This is a genomic window from Streptomyces sp. NPDC003247, assembly GCF_042888135.1.
Classification (GTDB): domain Bacteria; phylum Actinomycetota; class Actinomycetes; order Streptomycetales; family Streptomycetaceae; genus Streptomyces.
This window is the reverse complement of sequence record NZ_JBIAPF010000007.1, coordinates 142,482-166,812: the sequence shown is the minus strand read 5'-3', so window position 1 is coordinate 166,812 and position 24,331 is coordinate 142,482. Positions and strand designations below refer to the sequence as shown.

19 protein-coding genes and 1 tRNA gene are annotated in these 24,331 nt (G+C 72.2%); 7 read left to right on the top strand and 13 right to left on the bottom strand.

What is annotated here, in order from left to right; genetic code table 11:
- Positions 1-53 precede the first annotated feature (53 nt).
- Complete coding sequence (cydD, locus tag ACFYWQ_RS24230; RefSeq protein ID WP_389518946.1) at positions 54-3,596, top strand: thiol reductant ABC exporter subunit CydD; 3,543 nt, start codon at positions 54-56, stop codon at positions 3,594-3,596.
- 112 nt (positions 3,597-3,708) lie between these two features.
- Positions 3,709-4,773 (top strand): peptidoglycan DD-metalloendopeptidase family protein, encoded by a 1,065-nt coding sequence (locus ACFYWQ_RS24225; protein WP_389518945.1) that lies wholly within the window; start codon positions 3,709-3,711, stop codon positions 4,771-4,773.
- Positions 4,774-4,794: 21 nt separating this feature from the next.
- Here ACFYWQ_RS24225 and ACFYWQ_RS24220 read toward each other — a convergent pair whose 3' ends face one another.
- From ACFYWQ_RS24220 to ACFYWQ_RS24205, 4 genes are all read right to left on the bottom strand, one after another.
- Positions 4,795-5,694 carry an HAD hydrolase family protein gene (locus ACFYWQ_RS24220; protein WP_389518944.1) on the bottom strand — a complete coding sequence of 300 codons (900 nt, stop codon included), beginning with the start codon at positions 5,692-5,694 and terminating at the stop codon, positions 4,795-4,797.
- Between the two features lie 117 nt (positions 5,695-5,811).
- Entirely contained in the window at positions 5,812-6,714 is a 903-nt protein-coding gene (locus tag ACFYWQ_RS24215) for an LLM class flavin-dependent oxidoreductase (RefSeq protein ID WP_389518943.1), read from the bottom strand.
- A 148-nt stretch (positions 6,715-6,862) separates the two neighbouring features.
- Positions 6,863-7,411 (bottom strand): RNA 2'-phosphotransferase, encoded by a 549-nt coding sequence (locus ACFYWQ_RS24210; RefSeq protein ID WP_389518942.1) that lies wholly within the window; start codon positions 7,409-7,411, stop codon positions 6,863-6,865.
- 184 nt (positions 7,412-7,595) lie between these two features.
- Positions 7,596-9,404, bottom strand: coding sequence for an SDR family oxidoreductase (locus ACFYWQ_RS24205; protein ID WP_389518941.1), 1,809 nt, complete (start codon positions 9,402-9,404; stop codon positions 7,596-7,598).
- Positions 9,405-9,723: 319 nt separating this feature from the next.
- On the opposite strand from ACFYWQ_RS24205, the gene ACFYWQ_RS24200 reads away from it, so the two are divergent.
- The 5 genes from ACFYWQ_RS24200 (at position 9,724) to ACFYWQ_RS24180 (ending at position 13,760) form a co-directional block, all read left to right on the top strand.
- Positions 9,724-10,749 (top strand): ABC transporter ATP-binding protein, encoded by a 1,026-nt coding sequence (locus ACFYWQ_RS24200; protein ID WP_389519389.1) that lies wholly within the window; start codon positions 9,724-9,726, stop codon positions 10,747-10,749.
- On the top strand, positions 10,739-11,650 hold the full coding sequence (locus ACFYWQ_RS24195) for an ABC transporter permease (RefSeq protein WP_389518940.1): 912 nt from the start codon (positions 10,739-10,741) through the stop codon (positions 11,648-11,650). Before ACFYWQ_RS24200 ends, ACFYWQ_RS24195 begins: the two co-directional genes overlap by 11 nt.
- A complete protein-coding gene (locus tag ACFYWQ_RS24190; RefSeq protein ID WP_389518939.1) occupies positions 11,647-12,558 on the top strand; it encodes an ABC transporter ATP-binding protein in 912 nt (303 codons plus the stop codon). The genes ACFYWQ_RS24195 and ACFYWQ_RS24190 overlap by 4 nt, the downstream gene beginning before the upstream one ends.
- Before the next feature lie 10 nt (positions 12,559-12,568).
- Positions 12,569-13,288 carry an ABC transporter permease subunit gene (locus ACFYWQ_RS24185; protein WP_389518938.1) on the top strand — a complete coding sequence of 240 codons (720 nt, stop codon included), beginning with the start codon at positions 12,569-12,571 and terminating at the stop codon, positions 13,286-13,288.
- 385 nt (positions 13,289-13,673) lie between these two features.
- Positions 13,674-13,760 (top strand) — tRNA-Ser (locus ACFYWQ_RS24180).
- A 205-nt stretch (positions 13,761-13,965) separates the two neighbouring features.
- Here the strand turns inward: ACFYWQ_RS24180 and ACFYWQ_RS24175 are convergent.
- The 9 genes from ACFYWQ_RS24175 to ACFYWQ_RS24135 all read right to left on the bottom strand — a co-directional run bounded on the left by ACFYWQ_RS24175 (position 13,966) and on the right by ACFYWQ_RS24135 (position 24,309).
- Positions 13,966-14,781 (bottom strand): HAD family hydrolase, encoded by an 816-nt coding sequence (locus tag ACFYWQ_RS24175; protein WP_389518937.1) that lies wholly within the window; start codon positions 14,779-14,781, stop codon positions 13,966-13,968.
- Positions 14,778-16,055 (bottom strand): serine--tRNA ligase, encoded by a 1,278-nt coding sequence (serS, locus tag ACFYWQ_RS24170; RefSeq protein WP_389518936.1) that lies wholly within the window; start codon positions 16,053-16,055, stop codon positions 14,778-14,780. The genes ACFYWQ_RS24175 and serS overlap by 4 nt, the downstream gene beginning before the upstream one ends.
- 613 nt (positions 16,056-16,668) lie before the next feature.
- Positions 16,669-17,601 carry a prephenate dehydratase gene (pheA, locus tag ACFYWQ_RS24165; RefSeq protein WP_389518935.1) on the bottom strand — a complete coding sequence of 311 codons (933 nt, stop codon included), beginning with the start codon at positions 17,599-17,601 and terminating at the stop codon, positions 16,669-16,671.
- Between the two features lie 203 nt (positions 17,602-17,804).
- Positions 17,805-19,142 carry an iron uptake transporter deferrochelatase/peroxidase subunit gene (efeB, locus tag ACFYWQ_RS24160; RefSeq protein WP_389518934.1) on the bottom strand — a complete coding sequence of 446 codons (1,338 nt, stop codon included), beginning with the start codon at positions 19,140-19,142 and terminating at the stop codon, positions 17,805-17,807.
- Between the two features lie 8 nt (positions 19,143-19,150).
- A complete protein-coding gene (locus tag ACFYWQ_RS24155) occupies positions 19,151-21,283 on the bottom strand; it encodes a copper resistance CopC/CopD family protein (protein WP_389519387.1) in 2,133 nt (710 codons plus the stop codon).
- A gap of 109 nt (positions 21,284-21,392) precedes the next feature.
- Positions 21,393-21,845 (bottom strand): copper chaperone PCu(A)C, encoded by a 453-nt coding sequence (locus ACFYWQ_RS24150; RefSeq protein WP_389518933.1) that lies wholly within the window; start codon positions 21,843-21,845, stop codon positions 21,393-21,395.
- Complete coding sequence (locus tag ACFYWQ_RS24145) at positions 21,842-22,495, bottom strand: SCO family protein (protein ID WP_389518932.1); 654 nt, start codon at positions 22,493-22,495, stop codon at positions 21,842-21,844. Before ACFYWQ_RS24145 ends, ACFYWQ_RS24150 begins: the two co-directional genes overlap by 4 nt.
- Positions 22,496-22,572: 77 nt before the next feature.
- Positions 22,573-23,328 carry a YcnI family protein gene (locus ACFYWQ_RS24140; RefSeq protein ID WP_389518931.1) on the bottom strand — a complete coding sequence of 252 codons (756 nt, stop codon included), beginning with the start codon at positions 23,326-23,328 and terminating at the stop codon, positions 22,573-22,575.
- Positions 23,329-23,460: 132 nt separating this feature from the next.
- Positions 23,461-24,309 (bottom strand): hypothetical protein, encoded by an 849-nt coding sequence (locus ACFYWQ_RS24135; protein WP_389518930.1) that lies wholly within the window; start codon positions 24,307-24,309, stop codon positions 23,461-23,463.
- Positions 24,310-24,331 lie beyond the last annotated feature (22 nt).

Below are 24,331 nucleotides of genomic sequence, written 5' to 3'. Positions count from 1 at the left end.
TTCGGGGCACGTTTCACGTGAAACGTGCCCCTTGAGAAGAGGGTGTGTTTCACGTGAAACCGATCGACCCCCGTCTGCTCCGCTACGCACGGGCCACCCGTCTCTTTCTGGTGGCGGTCGTCGGTCTGGGTGCCGTCGGAGCGATGTTGGTCATCGCGCAGGCGATGCTCATCGCCGAGGTGGTCGTCGGCGCGTTCCAGCGTGGGCTGTCCGTCGATGAGCTCGGCACGCCGCTGCTGCTGTTGGCGGCCGTCGCGATCGGCCGCGCTCTGGTCTCCTGGCTCACCGAACTTGCCGCGCACCGCGCGAGTGCCGCTGTGAAGTCGGAGCTGCGGGGGAGGCTGCTCGAGCGTGCCGCGGAGCTGGGGCCGGGGTGGCTGAGCGGGCAGCGCACGGGTTCGCTGGTCGCCCTCGCCACACGGGGTGTGGACGCCCTCGACGGCTACTTCTCGCGGTATCTGCCGCAGCTGGGCCTCGCGGTGGTGGTGCCTGTGGCCGTGCTGGCGCGGATCGTGACCGAGGACTGGGTCTCCGCCGCCATCATCGTCGGCACCCTGCCGTTGATCCCGCTGTTCATGGCGCTGATCGGCTGGGCCACACAGTCGCGGATGGACCGTCAGTGGCGGCTGCTGTCCCGGCTGTCGGGTCACTTCCTGGACGTCGTGGCCGGGCTGCCCACCCTGAAGGTGTTCGGCCGGGCCAAGGCGCAGGCGGAGTCGATCCGCCGCATCACCGGCGAGTACCGGCAGGCGACCATGCGGACCCTGCGGATCGCCTTCCTCTCGTCGTTCGCTCTCGAACTGCTCTCCACCCTCTCCGTCGCCCTGGTCGCCGTGACGATCGGCATGCGACTCGTCCACGGCGAGATGGACCTGTACATCGGTCTGGTCATTCTCGTGCTCGCCCCGGAGGCGTATCTGCCGCTGCGGCAGGTCGGGGCCCAGTACCACGCGGCCGCCGAAGGACTCGCGGCGGCCGAGGAGATCTTCGCCGTGCTGGAGACACCGGCACCGGCCTCGGGCACGGGGACGGTACCGGAGGGCGAGGTCGCCTTCGAGGGGGTCACGGTCCGCTATCCCGGACGGTCCGCCGACGCCGTCACCGAGGTGACCTTCACCGCCCGTCCGGGGGAGACGGTCGCGCTGGTGGGCCCGAGCGGAGTGGGCAAGTCGACCCTGCTGAACGCGCTTCTGGGCTTCGTACGGCCCGCCGAGGGGCGGATCCGGGTCGGCGGAGCCGATCTGACCGACCTGGACCTGGAACAGTGGCGGTCCCGGATCGCCTGGGTGCCACAGCGTCCGCACCTCTACGCCGGGACGATCGCCGAGAACGTCCGGCTGGCGCGTCCCGACGCCGATGACGCCGCCGTCCGGCGGGCGTTGCAGGACGCGGGCGCGCTGGAGTTCGTCGACGCGCTGCCCGCCGGGGACCGGACGGTGCTCGGCGAGGACGGCGCCGGGCTGTCCGCCGGGCAGCGGCAGCGGCTGGCACTGGCCCGGGCGTTCCTCGCGGACCGGCCGGTGCTGCTGCTGGACGAGCCGACGGCGGCCCTGGACGGGGAGACCGAGGCGGAGGTCGTGGCGGCGGTACGACGGCTTGCGGCCGGACGGACGGTGCTCCTGGTGGTGCACCGGCCGGCGCTGCTGGCGGTGGCGGACCGGGTGGTGCGGCTCGCGGTGGCGGACCGGACGCCGCGGCCGGCAGCGGCGGAACGGGTGGCGGTGACGGGGCGGGCCGAGGCGCGCGGACATGACGAGGAGGCATCCGCGTCCGAGAGCGTCCCGGCGCCGTTGGCGGAAGCGCACACCCTCGCCCGGTCCGGCCCTCGCACGCGGCCGCAGGCCGCCGGCGGTGCCCTCGGCCGGGTCCGCGCCATGGCCGGGGCGCGGCGCGGCCGGCTCGTCCTCGCCCTGCTGCTCGGCAGCCTGGCCCTGGGCAGTGCCGTCGGGCTCATGGCCACCTCCGGGTGGCTCATCTCGCGGGCCGCGCAGCAGCCGCCGGTGCTGTACCTGATGGTGGCCGTGACGGCGACCAGGGCCTTCGGGATCGGACGGGCCGTGTTCCGCTACGCCGAGCGGCTCGTGGCGCACGATGCCGTGCTGCGCATGCTGGCCGAGACCCGTGTCGCCGTCTACCGGCGGCTGGAACGGCTGGCGCCCGCCGGACTGCGCACCGCCCGCCGGGGCGATCTGCTGACGCGGCTCGTCGCCGATGTGGACGCCCTCCAGGACTACTGGCTGCGGTGGCTGCTGCCGGCCGGCGCGGCCGTCGTCGTCTCGGCCGGATCCGTCGCGTTCACCGCGTGGTTGCTGCCCGAGGCGGGGGCGGTGCTCGCGGCGGGGCTGCTGGCGGCCGGGGTGGGCGTGCCGCTGATCACCGGCGCCGTGGCGCGCCGGGCGGAGCGTCGGCTGGCGCCTGCCCGGGGTGTGCTCGCCACCCGTACGGCGGACCTGCTCACCGGGACCGCCGAGCTGACCGTCGCCGGCGCCCTGCCCGCCCGCGCCGCCGAGGTGCGGGCGGCCGACTCCGTGCTCACCCGGATCGCCTCGCGCGCCGCCACCGCCACCGCGCTCGGCGACGGGCTGACCGCGCTCGTCTCCGGGCTGACCGTCGCGGCCTCCGCCCTCGTGGGCGCCCAGGCCGTCGCTGACGGGCGACTGGGCGGCGTCACGACGGCCGTCGTCGTCCTCACGCCGCTGGCCGCCTTCGAGGCGGTGCTCGGGCTGCCGCTGGCCGTGCAGTTCCGCCAGCGGGTGTGCCGCAGCGCGGAGCGGGTGGTCGAGGTCCTGGACGCGCCCGCGCCGGTGCGTGAGCCGGAACGGCCCCGTAAGGCGCCCGTGTCGCCGTTCCCGCTCGTCGTCAAGGATCTCGTCGCCCGGCACGCCGGGCAGGACCGGGACGCGCTCGCCGGTGTCGGCCTCACCCTGGAGCGGGGCCGCCGGATCGCCGTCGTGGGGGCCTCCGGCTCCGGCAAGACGACCCTCGCGCAGGTGCTGCTGCGGTTCCTGGACGCGGAGGCGGGGTCGTACACGCTCGGCGGGGTCGACGCGCACGCCCTGAACGGCGACGACGTCCGGCGGCTGGTCGGGCTGTGCGCGCAGGACGCGCACCTCTTCGACAGCTCCGTCCGCGAGAACCTGCTGCTGGCGAGGAAGGACGCCACCGAGGACGACCTGAGGGACGCGCTGGCGCGGGCCCGGCTGCTGGAGTGGACCGACGGCCTGCCCGACGGGCTCGACACGTTCGTGGGCGAGCACGGCGCCCGGCTGTCCGGCGGGCAGCGGCAGCGGCTCGCGCTGGCCCGCGCGCTGCTCGCCGACTTCCCCGTCCTGGTGCTGGACGAGCCCGCCGAACACCTCGATCTGGCGACCGCGGACGCGCTCACCGCGGATCTGCTGGCCGCCACCGAGGGCCGTACGACGCTCCTCATCACGCATCGGCTGGCCGGTCTGGAGGCGGTGGACGAGGTGGTCGTGCTGGACGCGGGCCGGATCGTGCAGCGCGGCAGGTACACCGAACTGCTCGCCGAGGAGGGACCGTTGCGCAGGATGGCCGGGCGTGAGGCGGCGGCGGAGGAACGGGCGGGGGCACGCTGACTTCCCGGGGGAGCCGGGCGGGTCACGGAGCTGAGCCATTCGGGGCGGGCGGTCCCCCAGGCGTACGACTTGAACAGGACCGGCGCCGGGCCGGCACGACACGATCGCTGACATGCGCTCATCTCGCCGTCGCCCTCTGCTCGTCCCGGCCCTGCTGTGCGCGGCCGTGGTGCTCGCGGCACGGCCCGCCGCCGCCGACGGCGCACCCGGCGAGGAGGGATCCGACTCGGATTCCGGCGTCGGCGCGCGGGTCGTGCGGCTGTACCGGGACGCGGCCGTGGCCACGCAGCGGTACGAGGCGGCACGGCTCGAGGCGGAGGCTCAGCGGGCCCGGGCCCAGAGGCTGGAGGACCTCCTCGACCGCGAACGTCAGAAGATCGCCGCTCTGCGCGAGGACCTGGGGCGTATCGCGCGCGCCCAGTACCGCGGCAGCGGGGGGCTGTCGGCCGCCGCGCACATCGTCCTGGCCCATGACCCCGACGCGTGGATGCGTGGTCAGCGTGTCTTCTCCCGGACGGCCGAGGCCGTCGACAACGTGATCGGCAGGAACCGGAGGGCGGAGGCACGGCTGGCCGTCGACGAGGCGAAGGCCGCCGCGGCCTGGCAGGTGCTGGACCGGCGCAACACGGAACTGGCCGTGCTGAAGCAGGGCGTCGAGCAGAAGCTGGAACAGGCGCGGTGGGAGTTGCAGGGGCGGGCGGACGCCTCGGTGGCGGCCGGCTCCTGCCGCGGTGCCGTACGCCTCGACCAGCCGTCGCCGCGCCGCACCCAGGAGTGGGTGACGCCGGTCGAGGCGTACACCCTGTCCGCGAGCTTCGGCAGCGGAGGGGACCACTGGGCCGACCGGCACACCGGGCAGGACTTCGCGGTGCCGATCGGGACGCCCGTGCGGGCGGTCGGCGTGGGCCTTGTGGTGCGGGTGTCGTGCGGGGGTCCGTTCGGCATCGAGGTGGTGCTCCAGCACGCCGACGGCTACTACACGCAGTACGCCCACCTCGCGGCGGTCACCGTCGACCAGGGCGAGCAGGTGGTCCCCGGACAGTGGGTCGGCCAGTCCGGCACGAGCGGCAACTCCACGGGGCCGCACCTGCATTTCGAGGTGCGGGTCACCCCGCAGGCGGGGTCGGCGGTGGACCCGGTGTCCTGGCTGGCGGTACGCGGGGCGCCCGTCGAGTAGGGCGCTCGCCGGCGGCGCGTCTCAGCGGGAGGGCCGGGCCCGTTCGGCGACCAACTGCTCGATGACGACGGCGACCCCGTCGTCGTTGTTGGCGACCGTCTGGCCGGAGGCCGCCGCGACGACGTCCGGATGGGCGTTGCCCATGGCGTACGACCGGCCCGCCCAGGTGAGCATCTCGACGTCGTTCGGCATGTCCCCGAAGGCGACGACCTCCTCGTGGGAGATACCGCGCTCGGCGCAGCACAGGGCGAGTGTGCTCGCCTTGGAGACCTCGGGCCCGCTGATCTCCAGCAGGGCGCTGGGGCTGGAGCGGGTGACGTTGGCGCGGTCGCCGATGGCGAGGCGCGCGAGGGTGAGGAAGGCGTCGGGATCGAGCGTGGGGTGGAAGGCGAGGATCTTCAGCACCGGCTCGCCGGCGCCGGGCGCGTCCGGTCCCAGCAGCCGCTCGGCCGGCGCGAGGGCGTCCGGTACCTCCAGGTGCATCTTCGGGTACTCCGGCTCCTGGTAGAAGCCGTAGGTCTGCTCGACGGCGTACAGCGTCCCGGGTGCCGCCTCACGCAGCAGCCGTACGGCGTCCAGCGCGTTCTCCCGGGCCAGCTCCCGCACCTTCACGAACCGGTGGGCGCCGGGGCCGCCGTGCAGGTCGACCACGGCGGCGCCGTTGCCGCAGATCGCGAGGCCGTGCCCGTGGACGTGCTCGCTGACGACGTCCATCCAGCGTGCCGGGCGGCCGGTGACGAAGAAGACCTCGATGCCCGCTTCCTCGGCCGCTGCCAGGGCCGCGACGGTCCGTGGGGACACCGACTTGTCGTCCCGCAGCAGGGTGCCGTCGAGGTCGGTGGCGATCAGCCGGGGCGGGAGAGTGGCGGCAGGGGTCTCGGGCTGTCGAGTCGCTGAGGTCACCGGGCCATTGTCCCGCATGCCTCCGCACGCCCGTGCGGGCCTCCGCACGGATGAGGCCCCGCCTGTCGGCCCTGCCGGCCCTGCCGCCCCTGTCAGACCCGCCGCCCCTGTCAGCCCTGCCGGTGCAGCCGGCCGTCAGCGCAGTTGCCCCGGCGCCTCCATGGCGATCTGCTCGAAGACCTTCTCGTCCGCCGCGAAGTCGGAGTCGGGGATCGGCCAGTGGAGCACGAGCTCCGTGAAGCCGAGTTCCTGGTGCCGGCCCGCGAAGTCGACGAAGGCGTCCAGGGACTCCAGCGGGCGGCCGCGGTCCGGGGTGAACCCGGTGAGCAGGATCTTGTCGAGCTCCTGGACATTCCGCCCGAGGGCCACGCAGGCGTCCGTCAGCTTCTCGATCTGGTCGCGGAGCGCCTGCACCGACTGCTCCGGGGTGCCGGTCTCGTACAGCCGGGGATCTCCGGTGGTCACCCAGGCCTGTCCGTGCCGGGCCGCCAGCTTCAGCCCGCGCGGGCCGGTCGCGGCGATCGCGAAGGGCAGCCGGGGCCGCTGGACGCAGCCGGGGATGGTGCGCGCCTCGTGAGCCGCGTAGAAATCGCCCTCGTACGACACGGAGTCCTCGGTGAGCAGCCGGTCGAGCAGGGGCACGAACTCGGCGAAACGGTCGGCGCGCTCACGCGGGGTCCACGGCTCCTGGCCGAGGGCGGTGGCGTCGAAGCCGGTGCCGCCCGCGCCGATGCCCAGGGTGACGCGACCGCCGGAGATGTCGTCCAGGGAGATCAGTTCCTTGGCGAGGGTGACCGGGTGCCGGAAGTTCGGCGAGGTCACCAGCGTGCCGAGGCGCAGACGGTCGGTGATCGACGCGGCGGCGGTCAGCGTCGGGACGGCACCGAACCACGGGCCGTCGCGAAAGGTGCGCCAGGACAGGTGGTCGTAGGTGTACCCGGCGTGGAAGCCGAGCTGCTCGGCACGTGTCCAGGACCGGGCACCGCCTTCGTTCCAGCGGCGGTGCGGGAGGATCACGGTACTCAGTCGCAGACTCATGACGTCGAGCGTAGGTGTCCGACCCCGTTTCACGTGAAACGATCAGCGCCCTTCCTGACCGTGGCGTGGCTGTGAGGGGGGCGCGGCTGACGGACTCGCCGTTCGCCGCACACCGCGCACCGAACGCCTCACGCCGAACGCCGCACGCTCAGTGCGTCTCCGAAAAGCGCAGGTACCGCGGCGGTACGGCCTTCGTCAGCCACACCCCGTTGGCGCTGACGTGGAAGACGTACCCGTCGCGGTGCATGGCTCCGGCGTCCACGGAGAGCACCACCGGCCGGCCGCGCCGGGCACCGACCCTGGTCGCCGTCTCGCGGTCGGGTGAGAGGTGCACGTCGTGCCGGTTCATGGGGCGCAGCCCCTCGACCCGGATCGCGTCCAGACAGCGGTCCGTGGTCCCGTGGTAGAGGTACGGCGGCGGGGTCGCCGGGGGCAGACCGAGGTCCACCTCGATGCTGTGGCCCTGGCTGGCCCGGATACGGCTGCCCTCGACCGCGAAGCGTTTCTTGTCGTTGGCGGCGACCACGTGGTCCAGTTCGTCCCGGGTGATGGGGAAGCCGTGGGCCGCGGCGGCCGCGATCAGCGTCTCGATCTCGACCCAGCCGCCGTCGTCGAGCCGGAGGCCGATGCGCTCGGGCTGGTGGCGCAGGTGTTTGGAGAGGTACTTCGACACCTTCACCACGCGTCGTTCGTCCATCCGCTCAGCATGACGGGCGAGACGTGAATCACGCATTTTGTTTTACGTCCGAGGTTTGGTCCACAAGCAACCAGGGTTATCCACAGGGGAATTGGCGTCTCTGTGGACAACTAGCCTGTCGCATCGTCCTGTTCAGGCAAACCGAGCCGAATTCAGGCCAGTTGACGGGTCATCCCCGAACTCCTCATCCCAGCGGCCGGATCCGCGCCAGGCGCCTCAACACCCCCGGCGCGACACGCGACAACGCGTGGACGCCGCGAGCCTCGGGAGTCACCGACACCACCGCGTCGTCGCGCAGCACCGCGCGCAGGATCGCTCGGGCGACCTTCTCCGGCGGGTAGTTGCGCAGTCCGTACGCGCGCCGGGACCGCTTCCGCCGACGCGCCTCCTCCTCGGCGTCGACGCCGACGAACCGCGCCGTGGACGTGATGCCGGTGTTGACCAGGCCGGGACAGACCGCGGTGACACCGATGTCCCGCCCGGCCAGTTCGGCGCGGAGGCACTCGCTCAGCATCAGGACGGCGGCCTTGGACGTGCTGTAGGCGGGCAGCACTCGTGAAGGCTGAAAGGCGGCGGCCGACGCGATGTTGACGATGTGGCCTCCCTGGCCGCGTTCGGTCATCTGCCGGCCGAAGAGACGACAGCCGTGGATGACGCCCCAGAGGTTGACGTCCAGGAGCTTGCGCCAGTCCTCGGGCGTGGTGTCGAAGAAGGAGCCCGACAGGCCGATGCCCGCGTTGTTCACCAGCACGTCCAACACGCCGTGATCGGTGAGGACTTCGTGGGACAGCTTCTCCATCGCCCGCTCGTCGGCCACGTCGACCTGCTTGGCCCAGGCCTCCGGTGCGCCGGCCAGACGGGACGCCGCGGCGGTGCGGGCCGCGCCGTCCGCGTCGACATCCACAGCGATCACACGGGCGCCGGCCTCGGCGAACGCGAGGGCCGTGGCCCGTCCGATGCCGCTGCCCGCCCCGGTGACCAACACGAGCCGGCCGCCGAAGCGTTCGGCGAACGGGCGGCGGGCCCGCCTCGCGTTCTCCGGGGCCGCGGCGCCGTGACCGATGTCGCCCTCCGTGTGACCCATGTCGCCCTCCACCTCCACCGAGGCCACGAACTCCGTGATCCAGGCCGAGACCTGATCCGGCCGGGTGCGAGGAACCCAGTGCCGCGCGGCCAGCGTTCGCCGCGTCAACCGGGGCACCCACCGCTCCAGTTCGTCGTACAGCCGCTCCGACAGATACGCGTCGTCCAGGGGCGTGATGAGCTGCACGGGCGCGTGCGCGTGCGCGTCCGGCCGGGGACGGAGCAGCCGGGGCCGTACGTTGTCGCGGTACAACCAGGCGCCGTGGGCGGCGTCGTCGGGCAGCGAGGACGTCGGGTAGTCGCCGCCCGGGACCTTCTCCAGCCGTCGCAGGACGCCCGGCCAGAGCCTGCCGAGGGGTCCGCGCCAGGCGAGTTCGGGCAGGACGGGCGTGTGCAGCAGGTACACGTACCAGGACTTGGCGCCCTGGCCGAGGAGTTGGCCGACCCGGCGCGGAGTGGGCCGGTGCAGGCGCCGTCCGATCCAGTGGCCGAAGTGGTCCAGGGACGGGCCGGACATGGACGTGAAGGAGGCGACCCTGCCCCGGGTCCGCTCGGCCGTGACGAACTCCCAGCCCTGGACGGAACCCCAGTCGTGGCCCACCAGATGGACCGGCCTGCCGGGGCTGACCGCGTCGACGACCGCCAGGAAGTCGTCGGTCAGCTTCTCCAGGGTAAAACCGCCCCGCAGCGGCGCGGGCGCGGTGGAACGGCCGTGGCCGCGGACGTCGTAGAGGACCACGTGGAAGCGGTCGGCCAGCCGGGACGCGACCTGCGACCACACCTCCTTGCTGTCCGGATAGCCGTGCACCAGGACGACCACCGGCCGTTCGGGGTTGCCGAGTTCGGCCACGCACAGCTCGATCCCGCCGGTCGGTACCCGGCGCTCGCGCACACCCTCCGGCAGCGTCACTCCGCCTCCACCTCTCCCTCGCCCGGGCCTCCGTCACGTCCCCGGCCGGCGGCGACCGGCGACGGCGCCGACGCGATCGGGCCGCCCGCGCCGCTCGCCACGCGCGGCCGGCCGCGCTACGTGTCCGTAACGTGACCCCGCCGAATCTGGCACTTGTTAGAGGAAGCGTCAATAGCGTGGACGCCAAGCGGTCGATCACCACCCCTCACCCTCAGGCAGGGGTTCCCCTACGGACCCGTACGTCTGAGGTCGGACGCGAGAACGGCTCTGAGGTCTGACGCGTCGCGTGGCGTACGTCACTACCTTCGACGGTGTGACTGTGATCGCGACCGAAAGCCTGAGCAAGCGGTTCCCCCGGGTGACCGCGCTCGACCGGCTGTCCGTGGACGTCGGACCCGGTGTGACCGGACTCGTCGGCGCCAACGGAGCCGGCAAGTCCACGCTCATCAAGATCCTGCTGGGTCTCTCGCCCGCCACGGAGGGCCGCGCCGCGGTGCTCGGCCTCGACGTCGCCACCGAGGGCGCCGCCATCCGTGAACGCGTCGGCTACATGCCGGAGCACGACTGTCTGCCACCCGACGTCTCGGCCACCGAGTTCGTCGTGCACATGGCGCGCATGTCCGGCCTGCCGCCGACGGCCGCGCGCGAGCGCACCGCGGACACCCTGCGCCACGTCGGCCTGTACGAGGAGCGCTACCGCCCCATCGGCGGCTACTCGACCGGCATGAAGCAGCGCGTCAAGCTCGCGCAGGCCCTCGTCCACGACCCGCAGCTGGTCTTCCTCGACGAGCCGACCAACGGCCTCGACCCGGTCGGCCGCGACGACATGCTCGGCCTCATCCGCCGTATCCACACCGACTTCGGCATCTCGGTCCTGGTCACCTCACACCTGCTGGGCGAGCTGGAGCGCACCTGCGACCACGTCGTGGTCATCGACGGCGGCAAGCTCCTGCGCTCCAGCTCCACCACCGACTTCACCCAGACCACGACCACCCTCGCGATCGAGGTCACCGACACCGACGAGCACCCCGACGGCACCCGCGCGGTGCGCGAGGCGCTCCGCGAGCGGGGGGCCGATGTCCTCGACGGCCACAGCGGCCTGCCGGGCTCGGGCCACATCCTGCTGCTGACCGCCCAGGGCGAGGAGACGTACGACCTGGTCCGGGACGTGGTCGCCGACCTCGGCCTCGGCCTGGTGCGCATGGAACAGCGCCGGCACCACATCGCGGAGGTCTTCAAGGACACCGACAAGGACACCGACAAGGACGGTGGCAAGGACACCGACAAGGACGGCGGTCAGGACAGCGACGAGCAGCGGAAGGAGGCCGTCGGCCATGGCGGTTGAACAGCACCCCGTCACCTCCCCGTCGGGTGACCAGAGCCGTATCCACGACATCGGCTACCGCGGGTACGACGGCCCGCGCCTGGGCCGCGCCTACGCCCGCCGCTCCCTCTACTCGCAGTCCCTGCGGGGCGCCTACGGACTCGGCCGCTCGGTGAAGTCCAAGGTGCTGCCCATGCTGCTGTTCGTGGTGATGTGCGTGCCCGCGGCCATCATGGTCGCCGTCGCGGTCGTCACGAAGTCCAAGGAACTCCCCCTGGACTACACCCGGTACGCGATCGTCATGCAGGCCGTGATCAGCCTGTACGTCGCCTCCCAGGCACCCCAGTCCGTCTCGCGCGACCTGCGCTTCAAGACCGTGCCGCTGTACTTCTCCCGTCCGATCGAGACCGCCGACTACGTGCGCGCCAAGTTCGCCGCGCTCGCCTCGGCGCTGTTCGTCCTCACCGCCGCACCGCTGCTGGTGCTCTACGTGGGCGCCCTGCTGGCCAAGCTCGACTTCGCCGACCAGACCGAGGGATTCGCCCATGGACTGGTGTCCGTGGCCCTGCTCTCCCTGCTCCTCGCCGGTATCGGCCTGGTCATCGCGGCCGCCACCCCCCGCCGCGGCTTCGGCATCGCGGCCGTCATCGCCGTCCTGACCATCTCCTACGGCGCGGTCTCCACGCTCCAGGCCATCGCCGACGTCCAGGGCAGCACCGGTGCCATCGCCTGGATCGGCCTGTTCTCGCCGATCACGCTCATCGGCGGGGTGCAGTCGGCCTTCCTCGGCGCGACCTCGGCGTTCCCCGGCGGGATCGGCCCCTCGAACGGCGAGGGCGTGGTCTACGTCCTCGTCACCCTCGGCCTGATCGCCGCCTGCTACGGCCTGCTGCTGCGCCGCTACCGGAAGGTGGGACTGTGACCACGCTCTCCCTCGACCACGTCTCCCGCTGGTTCGGCAACGTGGTCGCCGTCAACGACATCACCATGACCATCGGTCCGGGCGTCACCGGCCTGCTCGGCCCGAACGGCGCCGGCAAGTCCACCCTCATCAACATGATGGGCGGCTTCCTCGCCCCCTCCACCGGCACCGTCACCCTCGACGGACAGCAGGTGTGGCGCAACGAGCAGATCTACCGGCACATCGGCATCGTCCCCGAACGCGAGGCGATGTACGACTTCCTCACCGGCCGCGAGTTCGTGGTCGCCAACGCCGAGCTGCACGGCCTGGGCGACAAGGCCGCCCGGAAGGCACTGGCCACCGTCGAGATGGAGTACGCCCAGGACCGGAAGATCCAGACGTACTCCAAGGGCATGCGCCAGCGCGTGAAGATGGCGAGCGCCCTCGTCCACGACCCGTCGCTGCTGCTGCTCGACGAACCCTTCAACGGCATGGACCCGCGCCAGCGCATGCACCTCATGGACCTGCTGCGGCGCATGGGCGACGAGGGCCGCACCGTGCTGTTCTCCTCGCACATCCTCGAAGAGGTCGAGCAGTTGGCCCGGCACATCGAGGTCGTCGTCGCCGGACGCCATGCGGCCAGCGGTGACTTCCGCAGGATCCGCCGTCTGATGACCGACCGCCCGCACCGGTACCTGGTGCGCTCCAGCGACGACCGCGCCCTCGCGGCCGCGCTGATCGCCGACCCGTCGACGTCCGGCATCGAGGTCGACCTCGCCGAGGGCGCGCTGCGCATCCAGGCCGTCGACTTCGGCCGCTTCACGGCCCTGCTGCCGAAGGTGGCGCGCGACCACGGCATCCGCCTGCTCACGGTCTCGCCGTCCGACGAGTCCCTCGAGTCCGTCTTCTCGTATCTGGTCGCGGCGTAGGAGGCCGAAGATGTACGACCCCACCGTCGCCCGCCTCACCTACCGGGCCCTGCTCGGCCGTCGCCGGGCCCTCATCCTCGGCGCGCTGCCGCTGCTGCTGATCGCGATCTCCGTGGTCGTGCGCGCTCTCGCCGGAGCCGACGACCAGACGGCCTCCGACCTGCTCGGCGGGCTCGCGCTCGCCACCATGGTGCCGATCATCGGCGTGATCGCGGGCACCGGCGCGATCGGCCCGGAGATCGACGACGGCTCCGTGGTGTACCTGCTGTCCAAGCCGCTGAAGCGGCCCACGATCATCTTCACCAAGCTGATCGTGGCGATCGCGGTGACGATGGTCTTCTCGGCGCTGCCGACGCTGATCGCGGGCTTCGTCCTCAACGGCAACGGCCAGCAGATCGCCGTCGCCTACACGGTGGCCGCGCTGGTCTCCTCCATCGCCTACGCCGCGCTGTTCCTGCTGCTGGGCACGGTGTCCCGGCACGCGGTGGTCTTCGGCCTCGTCTACGCCCTCGTCTGGGAGGCGCTGTTCGGGTCCCTGGTGCCGGGCGCGCGCACGCTCAGTGTCCAGCAGTGGTCGCTGGCGGTCGCCGACAAGGTCGCCGGCGGGGACCTGATCGTCTCCGACGTCGGCCTGACGACGGCGACGGTCCTGCTGGTCACGGTGACCGTGCTGGCCACCTGGTACGCGGGCCAGAAGCTGCGGGCGCTGACGCTGGCGGGCGAGGAGTGAACGACGGGGGCGGCGCCGACGGACACCGTGCGGCGCCGCCCGCGGCCCGTGCTTCTCGCACGGGTTCTTCCCACTCAGCCGTGTCGCTCGCTGGGTGGGTCACTTGCCCGGCCGTTCGACTCGCACGGCCGTTTTATTCAGTGGCGCGCGGTGTGCCCGGACGGCACAGTGGTCGTGTCCGCGGGCGCCGGCACGCAACCGGCGCCTCGTACGGGGAGAGGAGCGGGACGATGTCCCTGCACGGCAGTCCGTTCCGCTTCCGACAGGGCAGCCCCCAGCGGGCTCCGGAGTAGTTACCCCTCCGTCGAGCCCGCCCCACACGGGGGACTGCCCGGGGCGGCCGCTTCGAGCACGCGATGTCGCTCTCGCGTGAGGCCGCCCACCCGGAGGATTGGCCGAGTGGTAAGGCACCGGCTTGCTAAGCCGTGGTCGGGTCGGAAGGCCCGCGCACGTTCGATCCGTGCATCCTCCGCGAGACGTTGTCACTGGGACTGGGCCGGGATGTCGGTCGGCGGTGCCGAGAGAAGGGCGGGGCCGGGCGGGGCGGGGAGTTTTTCGGGTGCGGGAGCGTCGTGGCTGGTCGCGCAGTTCCCCGCGCCCCTGATCGCCTGTGGCGATCGGGGGCGCGGGGTCGGCCTGCGCTCCTCGTCTGTTGTGACCGGTGTTCCCGTGGGCCGTCAGCCCAGCAGTCTTTCGATCACCAGTGCGATGCCGTCCTCCTCGTTGGAGGACGTCACCTCGTCGGCCACGGCGATGAGTTGCGGGTGGGCGTTGGCCATGGCCACGCCCCGTGCGGCCCAGGCGAACATCGGGATGTCGTTGGGCATGTCGCCGAAGGCGATCGTGTCGGCGGCCTTCAGGCCCAGGCGCCGGGCGGCGAGGGAGAGGCCGGTGGCCTTGGACAGGCCGAGAGGGAGCAGTTCCACGATGCCCGCGCCGGCCATCGCGACGTTGACGAATCCGCCCGCTGCCCGCAGGGCCGCCTCCGCCAGCTCGTTGTCGGAGAGCCGGGGGTGCTGTATGTAGATCTTGTTGAGCGGCGCGGACCACAGGTCCGCCGCGTCGGTGAACGGTGTCGCCGGGAGCTTGCCGGTCACCGCGTAGCCGGGGCCGACGAGCACCTCCCCGTCCAGCCCGTCGCGGCTCGCCGCCAGGTACAGCGGACCGACCTCCGCCTCGATCTTGGCGAGGGCCACCCCGGCCAGCTGCCGGTCCAGGGTCACCGACGTCAGCAGGCGGTGTGCGCCGGCGTCGTAGACCTGGGCGCCCTGGGCGCAGACCGCGAGGCCGTCGTAGCCGAGGCTGTCGAGGATGTGCCGCGTCCAGGGGGCGGCGCGGCCGGTCACCACGATGTGGGCGGCCCCCGCCGCGGTGGCCGCGGCGAGGGCGTCACGGGTGCGCCGTGAGATCGACTCGTCGGAGCGCAGCAGCGTCCCGTCGAGGTCGGTCGCGATCAGTCGGTAGGGGAAGCCCGGTGCGGTGGCCTCGCTCACTTCGCCACCGGCTCCAGGACCTCTCGGCCACCCAGGTACGGGCGCAGCACCTCGGGCACGCGCACGGAGCCGTCCGCCTGCTGGTGGTTCTCCAGGATCGCCACGATCGTGCGCGGAACGGCGCACAGCGTGCCGTTGAGCGTGGCCAGCGGGCGGACCTTCTTGCCCTCGCGGACCCGGATCTGGAGGCGGCGGGACTGGAACTCGGTGCAGTCCGACGTCGAGGTCAGCTCGCGGTACTTGCCCTGGGTCGGGATCCACGCTTCGCAGTCGAACTTGCGGGCGGCCGAGGAGCCCAGGTCACCGGTGGCGACGTCGATCACGCGGAACGGCAGCTCCAGCGAGGTCAGCCACTGCTTCTCCCACTCCAGCAGGCGCTGGTGCTCGGCCTGCGAGTCCTCCGGGGTGACGTACGTGAACATCTCGACCTTGTCGAACTGGTGTACGCGGAAGATGCCCCGGGTGTCCTTGCCGTGCGAGCCGGCCTCGCGGCGGAAGCAGGGGGAGAAGCCCGCGTAGCGCAGCGGCAGGCGCTCGGCGTCGATGATCTCGTCCATGTGGTACGCGGCGAGGGGGACCTCGGAGGTGCCGACGAGGTAGAGGTCGTCCTTGTCGAGGTGGTAGACGTCCTGGGCCGCCTGGCCGAGGAAGCCGGTGCCCGCCATGGACTGGGGGCGCACCAGCGCGGGGGTGAGCATGGGGGTGAAGCCGGCGGCCGTCGCCTGGGCGATCGCCGCGTTCACCAGCGCGAGCTCCAGCAGGGCGCCGACGCCGGTGAGGAAGTAGAAGCGGGAGCCGGAGACCTTCGCGCCGCGTTCGACGTCGATCGCGCCGAGGAGCTGGCCGAGCTCCAGGTGGTCCTTGGGCTCGAAGCCCTCGGTGGCGAAGTCGCGGATCTCGCCGTGCGTCTCCAGGGTGACGAAGTCCTCCTCGCCGCCGACGGGCACGTCGGGGTGGACGAGGTTGCCGAGCCGCAGGAGCAGTTCCTGGGTCTCCTGGTCGGCCGCGTCACGTTCGGTGTCGGCCGCCTTGACGTCGGACTTGAGCTGCTCGGCGCGCTTGAGCAGCTCGGCCTTCTCGTCCGCGGAGGCCTTGGGGATGAGCTTGCCGAGCTGCTTCTGTTCGGCGCGCAGCTCGTCGAAGCGGACGCCGGACGACCTGCGCCGCTCGTCGGCAGACAGGAGAGCGTCGACGAGCGCGACGTCCTCTCCACGGGCGCGCTGGGACGCGCGCACACGGTCGGGGTCCTCACGGAGCAGGCGAAGGTCAATCACGGGCTCAAGGCTACCGGTGAGGAGTGACGGCTCACGACTCACTATTGCGGAACACGGCTTACAGAGCGATATGGGTCGATTGCCTGGTGTGCTTGCGCCGGTCGAGGGGAGTGCTCCGTTCCCTGGAACGGAGCGGGCGTCCGGCACCGGGGCGACCCGATCGCCTTGTGGAGAACGGGACTTGGGAGCTCGTTGTCCACAGGTATCCACACCCGAGGAGAGTTATCCACAGGCTGTGAGGAAAATCTGTGGACATCGGAATTGATCATTCCTGAGGCGGTTCGCGGACCGCGCAATTCCTTGGTCAAACCGTTCCCGCACCCACTTTCGGGTGGAAATGGGTCGCCCCAAAGGGTCGATCGAAGGAAACGGATGGACGAAGGGTGATCTGTAGGGTCGGAGCCGCCCTTGTGGCCAGTAGGGCGATTTGTCGACTGAATGGCACTTCGTTGTCGACTTGTCCCCAGGTCGAGAAGCCGCCCTGTGGATAACTTCTGTGGACAACGAAGATATGCCGGTCGGACCGGTCCGAGGGCGAGGTGAGGGCGGTGTCTCAGGGCGAGGTGAGGGCGGTGCGGGGACGCGGGGCCCCGAAGGGGGCGCGGCCCGTGGGTCAGAAACGGCCGTCCAGGCAGCGCGCGACCCAGTCCGCCGCCGCCACGAACTCCTCGTCCGAGGTGCCGGGCAGCGGAGCCCCCACATCGGCCGCGGTGACGGTGGCGCGCGGGTACGAGCCGAGGAAGCGCACATCACGGCAGATCCGCTTCAGGCTCATGAGCGCCTCGGCCATCCGCCGGTCGGTGATGTGGCCGGCGGCGTCGATGCAGAAGCAGTAGTTGCCGATGCCCGCGCCGGTCGGCCGGGACTGCAGCACCATCAGGTTGATGCCACGGGTGGCGAACTCGCCCAGCAGGTCCCGCAGGGTGCCGGGGTGGTCGTCGCGCTGCCACAGCACGACGGACGTCTTGTCGGCCCCCGTCGGTGCCGCGGGCCGGGCCGGACGGCCCACCAGCACGAACCGCGTCTGCGCGTTCTCCGCGTCGTGGATCTCGGTCTCCAGGGCCTCCAGGCCGTACCGGGCCGCCGCGAACTCGCCCGCGAAGGCCGCGTCGTAGCGGCCCTCCCGCACCAGACGGGCGCCGTCGGCGTTCGAGGCGGCCGACTCCCACACCGCGTCCGGGAGGTTCGCCTTCAGCCAGTTGCGCACCTGTGGCTGCGCGGCCGGGTGCGCGGTGACCGTCTTGATGTCCGACAGCTCGGTGCCGGGCCGGACCAGCAGCGCGAAGGTGATCGACAGCAGCACCTCGCGGTAGATCATCAACGGTGCGCCGGCGACCAGCTCGTCGAGGGTGGTGGTGATCCCGCCCTCGACGGAGTTCTCGATCGGCACGAACGCGGCCTCGGCCTCTCCCGTGCGCACCGCGTCCAGGGCGGACTGTACGGAGACGTACGGGACCAGCTGTCGGGTCGCCGTTTCGGGCAGCGTGCGCAGGGCGACCTCCGTGAAGGTGCCCTCGGGGCCGAGGTACGCGTAGCTCGCTGGCATGACCTCACCCTAATGGCGCTTGTGGAACCGCACGCACGCATCTCACGCCGGGCGTTCCCCCGAGTGAATCCGCGCGACCTCGACAGCTTCCGGAAACGGCTCTCGACACCGGCCACACAAAGCTCTCGACAGCTGCCGTACAAGGCTCTCGGCAGGTCGCGCGACGCCTCTCGGCCGGGACTCGGGCGGCGGTCGGGTTCGCTCTAGGCCTCCAGCAGCCGCTGCCCCACGTACTCCCCCTGCGCCGCCCCGCCCGGCACCGCGAAGAGACCGCTCGCCTCGTGGCGGATGTACGCCGACAGGGCGTCCCCGCGGTCCAGCTTGCGCTGCACCGTGACGAAGCCGCGCAACGGGTCCGCCTGCCAGCAGACGAAGAGGAGCCCCGCGTCCGGCACCCCGTCCGCGTCGATGCCGTCGTGGTACGAGAACGGCCGCCGCAGCATGGCCGCGCCCCCGTTCTGGTCGGGCCGGGTGATCCGGGCGTGCGCGTTGAGCGGCACGACCAGGTCGCCGTCGGCGTCGGTCTTCTCCAGGTCCATCTCGGTGGTCTCGGTGCCTCCGGTCAGCGGCGCCCCGTCGGATTTGCGGCGCCCGATGACCTGCTCCTGAGCCTTGACCGACAGCTTCTCCCAGTCGTCGAGGAGCATGCGGATGCGGCGTACGACGACGTAGGAGCCGTGGGCCATCCAGGCGGGGTCGTTCGAGCCGGACGCCGGCACGAAGATCCGCTCGTCGAAGTCGGCGTCCGTCGAGCGGGGATTGCGGGTGCCGTCCATCTGGCCCATGAGGTTGCGTGCGGTCATGGGGTGGGCGGTGGCGCCCGGCGTGCGGTTGAAGCCGTTCATCTGCCAGCGGACGGTGGCGGCGCTGCCCGCCTCCTTCTGGATCGCGCGCAGGGCGTGGAAGGCCACCAGGGCGTCGTTCGCGCCGATCTGCACCCACAGATCCCCGTTGCTGCGGGACTTGTCGAGCTGGTCGGCGGAGAAGTCCGGCAGGGGGTCCAGCGCGACCGGGCGCTGCTTCTCCAGGCCGGTGCGGGTGAAGAAGCTGTGGCCGAAGCCGAAGGTGACGGTCAGCCCGGACGGACCGGCGTCCCGGGCCACGCCGGTGTCGTCGTGCGGTGCCTCCTCGCCCGCCATCAGGCGCCGAGCCGTCTCGGACCAGCGGCGCAGCAGCGCGGCGGCTTCCTTGCGGCCCGCTCCGGCGGCGAGGTCGAAGGCGACCAGGTGCCCGCGTGCCTGGAGGCCCTGGGTGATGCCGGGCTGATGTTTCACGTGGAACATCGCCTGCTCGGAGCCGATGGAGGACAGCGGGGTCGCCTGGGCGGGCGCGGCGGCATACCCGGCGCCCGCGCCCGCGGCACCGAGCACCAGCCCGGTGGCACCGGCGGTGCCGAGCAGCTTGCGCCGGGACAGGCTCCCGGGAGCGGAGGCCCCGGAGGGGACTGCCTCGGGGACCGGCTCGCCGGGGGAGTCGGTCTTGCGGTCGGTTCCGGTGTCGGCGTCGGGCGTGCGGGCCGCCCTGGTGGACTGGTCGGGCATGGTGCGGTTCAGCCGATCTGCGCGTTCTTGGAGACGGTCACCTGGTCGATGTCGGAGGTCCGTACGGTCACGGCGATCTTCCATTCGCCGGCCACGGGGATCTGCACTCCGTCCGCCGACCAGTGGCCGGTGGTGATGTGGTCGGGCGCGACGGGCAGCGGCCCGATGTCCTTGGCCTCGAGCGTGAGGGCGATCTTCACCTCGGGGACGTCGAAGGCGCGGCCGTTGGGGCGGGTGACGTAGACGTGCATGACGTTGGCGCCGGTCCGCGCGGGGTCGAGGTTCACGCTGACCACGCCCTGACCGTCGGTGCCGCCGGTGTCGAACGACATGTCGAGGGTCAGGGCGCCGGAGCCGGCCGCCGGGGACGACGACGAGGCCGCCGTGGCCGCCCTGGCCTCCTGCTCCGTACGGCCGGGCTCGGTGGACGTCAGCGCGGTGGTGACGGCGAGCAGCACGACGGCGACACCCGCCTCGGCGAGCACCGAGCGGCGCAGGCCGAAGCGGTTCGGGTCGGCGTCGCGCTGTCGCTTCTGCCGCGTGGCCTCCACGGCGGCCCGCTGCCGGGCGAGCTGCGCGGTCCGCTCGTCGTCCTCGTCGCGGGCTCCGGTACCGGCTTTCCCGGCCCTGGCACCGGCTTTCCCGGCCCTGGCACCGGCTTTCCCCGCACCGGCTTTCCCCGCACCGGCTTTCCCGGCTCCGGCTCCGGCCTCACCCGCGCCGGCCTCACCCGCACCGGCTTTCCCGGCTCCGGCTCCGGCCTCACCCGCGCCGGCCTCACCCGCACCGGCTTCCCCGGTACCGGCGACGTCCTCCGCACCTGCGGCCCTCCCGGCGTCGGCGGCCTTCCCCGCACCGGCCGTGCTCACCTTCACGGAGGCGGGTTCCCGCGCCGCGGACCGAGCCGCGGACCGAGCCGCGACGGACGTCTTCCCGGAGGCGGCCACGGGTGCCGTCCCCGTCATCCGCGTCGTCCACCGCCGTGAGATCCAGGCGAGGCCGACCAGCAGTGCCACCAGCCCGATCTTGACGAGCAGGAGCTGCCCGTAGCGGGTGTCGGTGAAGGCCGACCAGGACCCGAGCTGGCGCCACGACTGGTAGACGCCGGTCACGACCAGGGCGAGGACGGAGGCGAAGGCGACCTGTGAGAACCGGCGGACGGCCGGCGCCCCGACCGGTTCGTCCGAGCGGTACAGCGCCACGAGGAGCGCGCTCAGCCCGCCCAGCCAGACGGCGACGGCCAGCAGGTGCAGGACGTCCACGGGCATCGCGATGCCGGGCTGGAGCCCGGTGGAGGCGTGCTCCGCCATCGCCCAGCTCGCCGCGAGACCGGCGGCCACGACCGAGCCGCCGACGGCCAGCCCGAAGGTCAGGTCCCGCTTCTCCTCGTCCTCCCGCTTGTCGTACGCGCCGAAGAGCACGGCGATGAACAGCGCGGCCGCGGCGAGCAGCAGCAGCCGGGAGACCAGCGCGGCGCCCGTCTTCGTCTGGAGGACCTGCCCGAGCAGGTCGAGGTCGAAGACGTCGGCGACCTTCCCGGTGCCGGTGTAGGAGCCGCGCAGGAGCAGCAGGAACAGGGTGGCCGCGGTGAGCGCGAGCCAGCCGGAGACCACGAGCCGCTGCACGGCCCGCACCCCCGTGCCGCGCGGCCAGCAGGCCAGCACGAACACGGCCCCGCCGACCATGACGAGGTAGCCGGCGTAGGACACGTACCGTCCGAACCCGTACAGCCCGCCGACGACTCCGCCGCCGGCCTCCTGCGCGGAGACCGAGACGCTGGTCTTCGAGGGGGAGCCGATGGAGAACGTGTAGGCGCCGGCGACGGGGTGGCTGTCGGCGGACACCACCTGGTAGGTCACCGTGTACGTGCCGTCGGGCAGTCCCGAGTGCAGGGGCACGGCGTAGGTGGTGCCGCTGACGTTGGTGGGCTCGCCGGTGTCGGCGCGTGTGCCCTTGGGGTCGAGGACGCGCAGGGAGTCGCCGTTCATCGCGACCTGTTCGGAGAAGGTCAGCGACACCTGCGCGGGTGCCGTGTCGACCACCGCCCCCTGCGCGGGGTCGCTGCCGGTCAGCGCGGCGTGCGCGGACGCCGGTCCGGCGCCGGCGAGGAGCGTGCCGGCGACGGCGAGGAACAGCAGCACCACTGTCCGCACCCCGGCCGCCGCGGCGGTGCCCGGCCTGCGGGTCCTGGGCGTGCCGTTCGGCCTCCGGGCACCGGGGGCGATGGTCTGGCTCACGGTGGTCCTTCCCTCAGTTCCCGGTCTTCGGGGTGTAGGTGGACGCTTCCACCGGCATCTCGACCTCGACGGTCCCGGACTCGGCGAAGTGCAGTTCCACGGTCACCTTCTCGCCCTGGCTCGGCTTGCGCGTCAGCTTCTCGAACATCAGGTGGTTCCCGCCGCTGGAGAGCACGAGCCGGCCGTGCGCGGGCACGTCGAGGGAGTCGGCCTCCTCCATCGCCCCGTCGACCGTCTCGTGGACGGTGACGCTGCCGGCGATGTCACTGCTGACGGCGGTCAGTTCGTCCGTCGTCCCGCCCTCGTTGGTGATCGTCAGGAATCCGGCCGCCATGGAGTCGGAGACGGGCTGCGGCATGTAGGCGCCGCTCACGGACAGCTCGGCCGCCGAGGCGTCGGAGCCGCAGCCCGCGAGGACCAGGCTCCCGGCCAGGACGGCGGTCGCGCAGGCGGTGAACCGCCTCACGGGTTCTGCCCCTTGAGGATCTTCGGCAGGTCCTTGGTGTAGTCGTCGACCGTGGCGTCCTCGCCGTAGAGGAGGTAGCCGGCGTCCGTCTTGGGGGAGAAGGCGATGACCTGGGTGCCGTGGGTGGAGACCGTCTTGCCGTTCTTGTCCTTGTGCGGCGCCTCGATGGAGATGCCGAGGGTGCGGGCGGCGGTCTGGATGGTGGTGAAGTCACCGGTCAGTCCGACCACCTGCGGGTCGATGCCCTTCAGCCAGGCGCCGAGCGCGGCGGAGGTGTCGCGGTCCGGGTCGGTGGTGACGAACACGACGCGCAGCTCGTCCTGCTCGGCCTGGGACAGCTGCTTCTTCGCCACGGCGATGTTGCTCATCGTCAGCGGGCAGACGTCGGGGCAGTTGGTGTAGCCGAAGTACAGCAGCGTCGGATGGCCGGCGGTCTCCTCGCGGAGGTCGTACTGCTTGCCCTGGGTGTCGGTCAGTACCAGGTCCGGCTTGGTGAAGGGCTGGTCGAGCACGGTCGCGGCCTGCTGCGAGCCGTCCTCGGCGACGGCGGCGACGGGGCTGGAGCCGCTGTCGTCGCTGCTGCCGCAGGCGGAGAGGGTGAGGGAGGCGGCGGCGAGCAGCGCGGCCGCGGCGAACGTCGTCTTGCGCATGGATGAAAATTCCCAGATGTGGTGATTCCGGTGCGCGCCGGGGCATGGCCCCGGCGCGCACCACGGGCGGCCTGACGTCAGGAGGCGTCGCCGGTTCCGGTCCGGCGGCGGCCGGCGAGCACGCCGTACGCCACACCGGCGGCGCCGACGACGATGCCGACGACGCCCAGGACGCGGGCGGTGGTGTCGGTGTCGCCGGAGGAGTCGGAGGCCTCGGTCGTGGCGGCGGCGGCCTCGGCGTCGTCGTCCTCCTCAGAAGCGGAGGCGGAGGCGGAGGCGTGCGCGTGGTCGTCGTCGGCCGCGTCGGACAGGGTGAGCACGGGAGCCGGGGTGTCAGGCTCCTCGGCGCCCTCCTCCTGCACCTCGATCCAGCGCACGACCTCGTTGTTGGAGTACGTCTGGATCGCCTTGAAGACGACCTCGTCGGTGTCCTCGGGCAGCGCGCCGACGGAGACCGGGAACTGCTGGATGAAGCCGGGCTGGATGCCCTTGTCCTCCGCGGTCCAGGTGACCTTGGAGACGGCCTCGGTCACCTGCTGTCCGTGCAGCTCCAGCGGCTTGGCCAGCTTGCTCTTGGTGACGACGATCTTCCAGCCGGGGATCGCCTGCGGCAGCACCGAGGCCAGCGGGGTGTCGGTCGGGAAGTTGACCTCCAGCTTGGTGGTCGAGGCGTTGTCACGCTCGTTGGGGACGCGGAAGTTCACGAGGGCGTACCCGCCCTTGGCGGCCGTTCCCTCCGGCTGCACGCTGACGTGCGCGAAGGCGGGCGCGGACAGCACCAGAACGGTGGAGCCGGCGACGGCAGCGGCGGCGGCGAGACGAGAGATCTTCATGACGGCGAAGCACTCCACTCCGAGTGAGGTCTGCGGTGAGGTGGGGCGTGGGCACGGAAAACGTGCGCACGCGCGCGTGCCGCACGACGGCGGCCCCTCCCGGTGTGTCGTGGAGTGACGGGTCGCGTCGCGTCAGGCAGCGAGGACGAGGAGCGCGGCGGCCGGCGGGCCGCGCCTGATCACCGTGTGCTGGAGTGCCTCGGCGGGCGGCTTGAGCGGCGTGGACAGGGCGGTGCGCGGGGTGCGCGGGTACCACGCGGGCGTCCCGGGCAGCCCCGCGAGCAGGGCACGGACCAGTGCGAGCGCCCCGCGCAGGGCCCGTACGAGCGCGCCTTCGGCGACGCCGTGCGCCGACAGGTCCATCAGCCGCAGCAGGGCGGTGTCACCGCGCCGCAGCAGCCATCCGGCGGCCACCGCGGCGAGGACGTGGCCGAGCAGCATCGGCAGGGAGGGCAGCAGCGACACCGACGAGCCGGCGGTGGACAGGGCGTCCGCGGGATGGTGCATGGCACTCATGCCGACGTCACCGCTCCCGGTGCCGGCGGTACCGGTGCCGTTCCCGTAGACCCGTGCCTCGACGAGGATCCGCTGTGCCTGGGAGGGGCTGAGTGCCGCGGCCGTGGTGCCGCACAGCAGCCGTGCGGCCTGCTCGACCAGTGCGGCGTCGGAGACGTCCGCCGTGGTCGACGCCACGGCCGTGGTGCCGTGCTGACCCAGCCCGAACAGGGTGTGCAGTACGGTCTGCCCCACCGCGAGCAGCGCGGCGACGCCGGGAAGGGAACGCTCGCGTCCGGCGAGCGGCACGACGACCGCGAGGGCCCCGGCGAACCCCGCCCCCAGCGTCCACAGCGGAACGGCGGCGCAGGCGGCCATCGAGTGCCCGGCCCCGGCCAGCACGACGCAGACCGCGGCGAACACCGCGGCCCGCAGCAGCCGGAGAGAACCTCCGGAGCGCGCCGGGCGCCGGTGGGGGTCAGTCATGGCGGGCTCATCATCCCACTGG

Bases quoted from the DNA above. Each gene is read 5' to 3' on its own strand.
- ACFYWQ_RS24225 (WP_389518945.1), top strand. From the start codon at position 3,709: ATGCGCTCATCTCGCCGTCGCCCTCTGCTCGTCCCGGCCCTGCTGTGC.
- ACFYWQ_RS24220 (WP_389518944.1), bottom strand. From the start codon at position 5,694: ATGCGGGACAATGGCCCGGTGACCTCAGCGACTCGACAGCCCGAGACC.
- ACFYWQ_RS24215 (WP_389518943.1), bottom strand. From the start codon at position 6,714: ATGAGTCTGCGACTGAGTACCGTGATCCTCCCGCACCGCCGCTGGAAC.
- ACFYWQ_RS24210 (WP_389518942.1), bottom strand. From the start codon at position 7,411: ATGGACGAACGACGCGTGGTGAAGGTGTCGAAGTACCTCTCCAAACAC.
- ACFYWQ_RS24195 (WP_389518940.1), top strand. From the start codon at position 10,739: ATGGCGGTTGAACAGCACCCCGTCACCTCCCCGTCGGGTGACCAGAGC.
- ACFYWQ_RS24185 (WP_389518938.1), top strand. From the start codon at position 12,569: ATGTACGACCCCACCGTCGCCCGCCTCACCTACCGGGCCCTGCTCGGC.
- pheA (WP_389518935.1), bottom strand. From the start codon at position 17,601: ATGCCAGCGAGCTACGCGTACCTCGGCCCCGAGGGCACCTTCACGGAG.
- efeB (WP_389518934.1), bottom strand. From the start codon at position 19,142: ATGCCCGACCAGTCCACCAGGGCGGCCCGCACGCCCGACGCCGACACC.
- ACFYWQ_RS24145 (WP_389518932.1), bottom strand. From the start codon at position 22,495: ATGCGCAAGACGACGTTCGCCGCGGCCGCGCTGCTCGCCGCCGCCTCC.
- ACFYWQ_RS24140 (WP_389518931.1), bottom strand. From the start codon at position 23,328: ATGAAGATCTCTCGTCTCGCCGCCGCCGCTGCCGTCGCCGGCTCCACC.
- ACFYWQ_RS24135 (WP_389518930.1), bottom strand. From the start codon at position 24,309: ATGACTGACCCCCACCGGCGCCCGGCGCGCTCCGGAGGTTCTCTCCGG.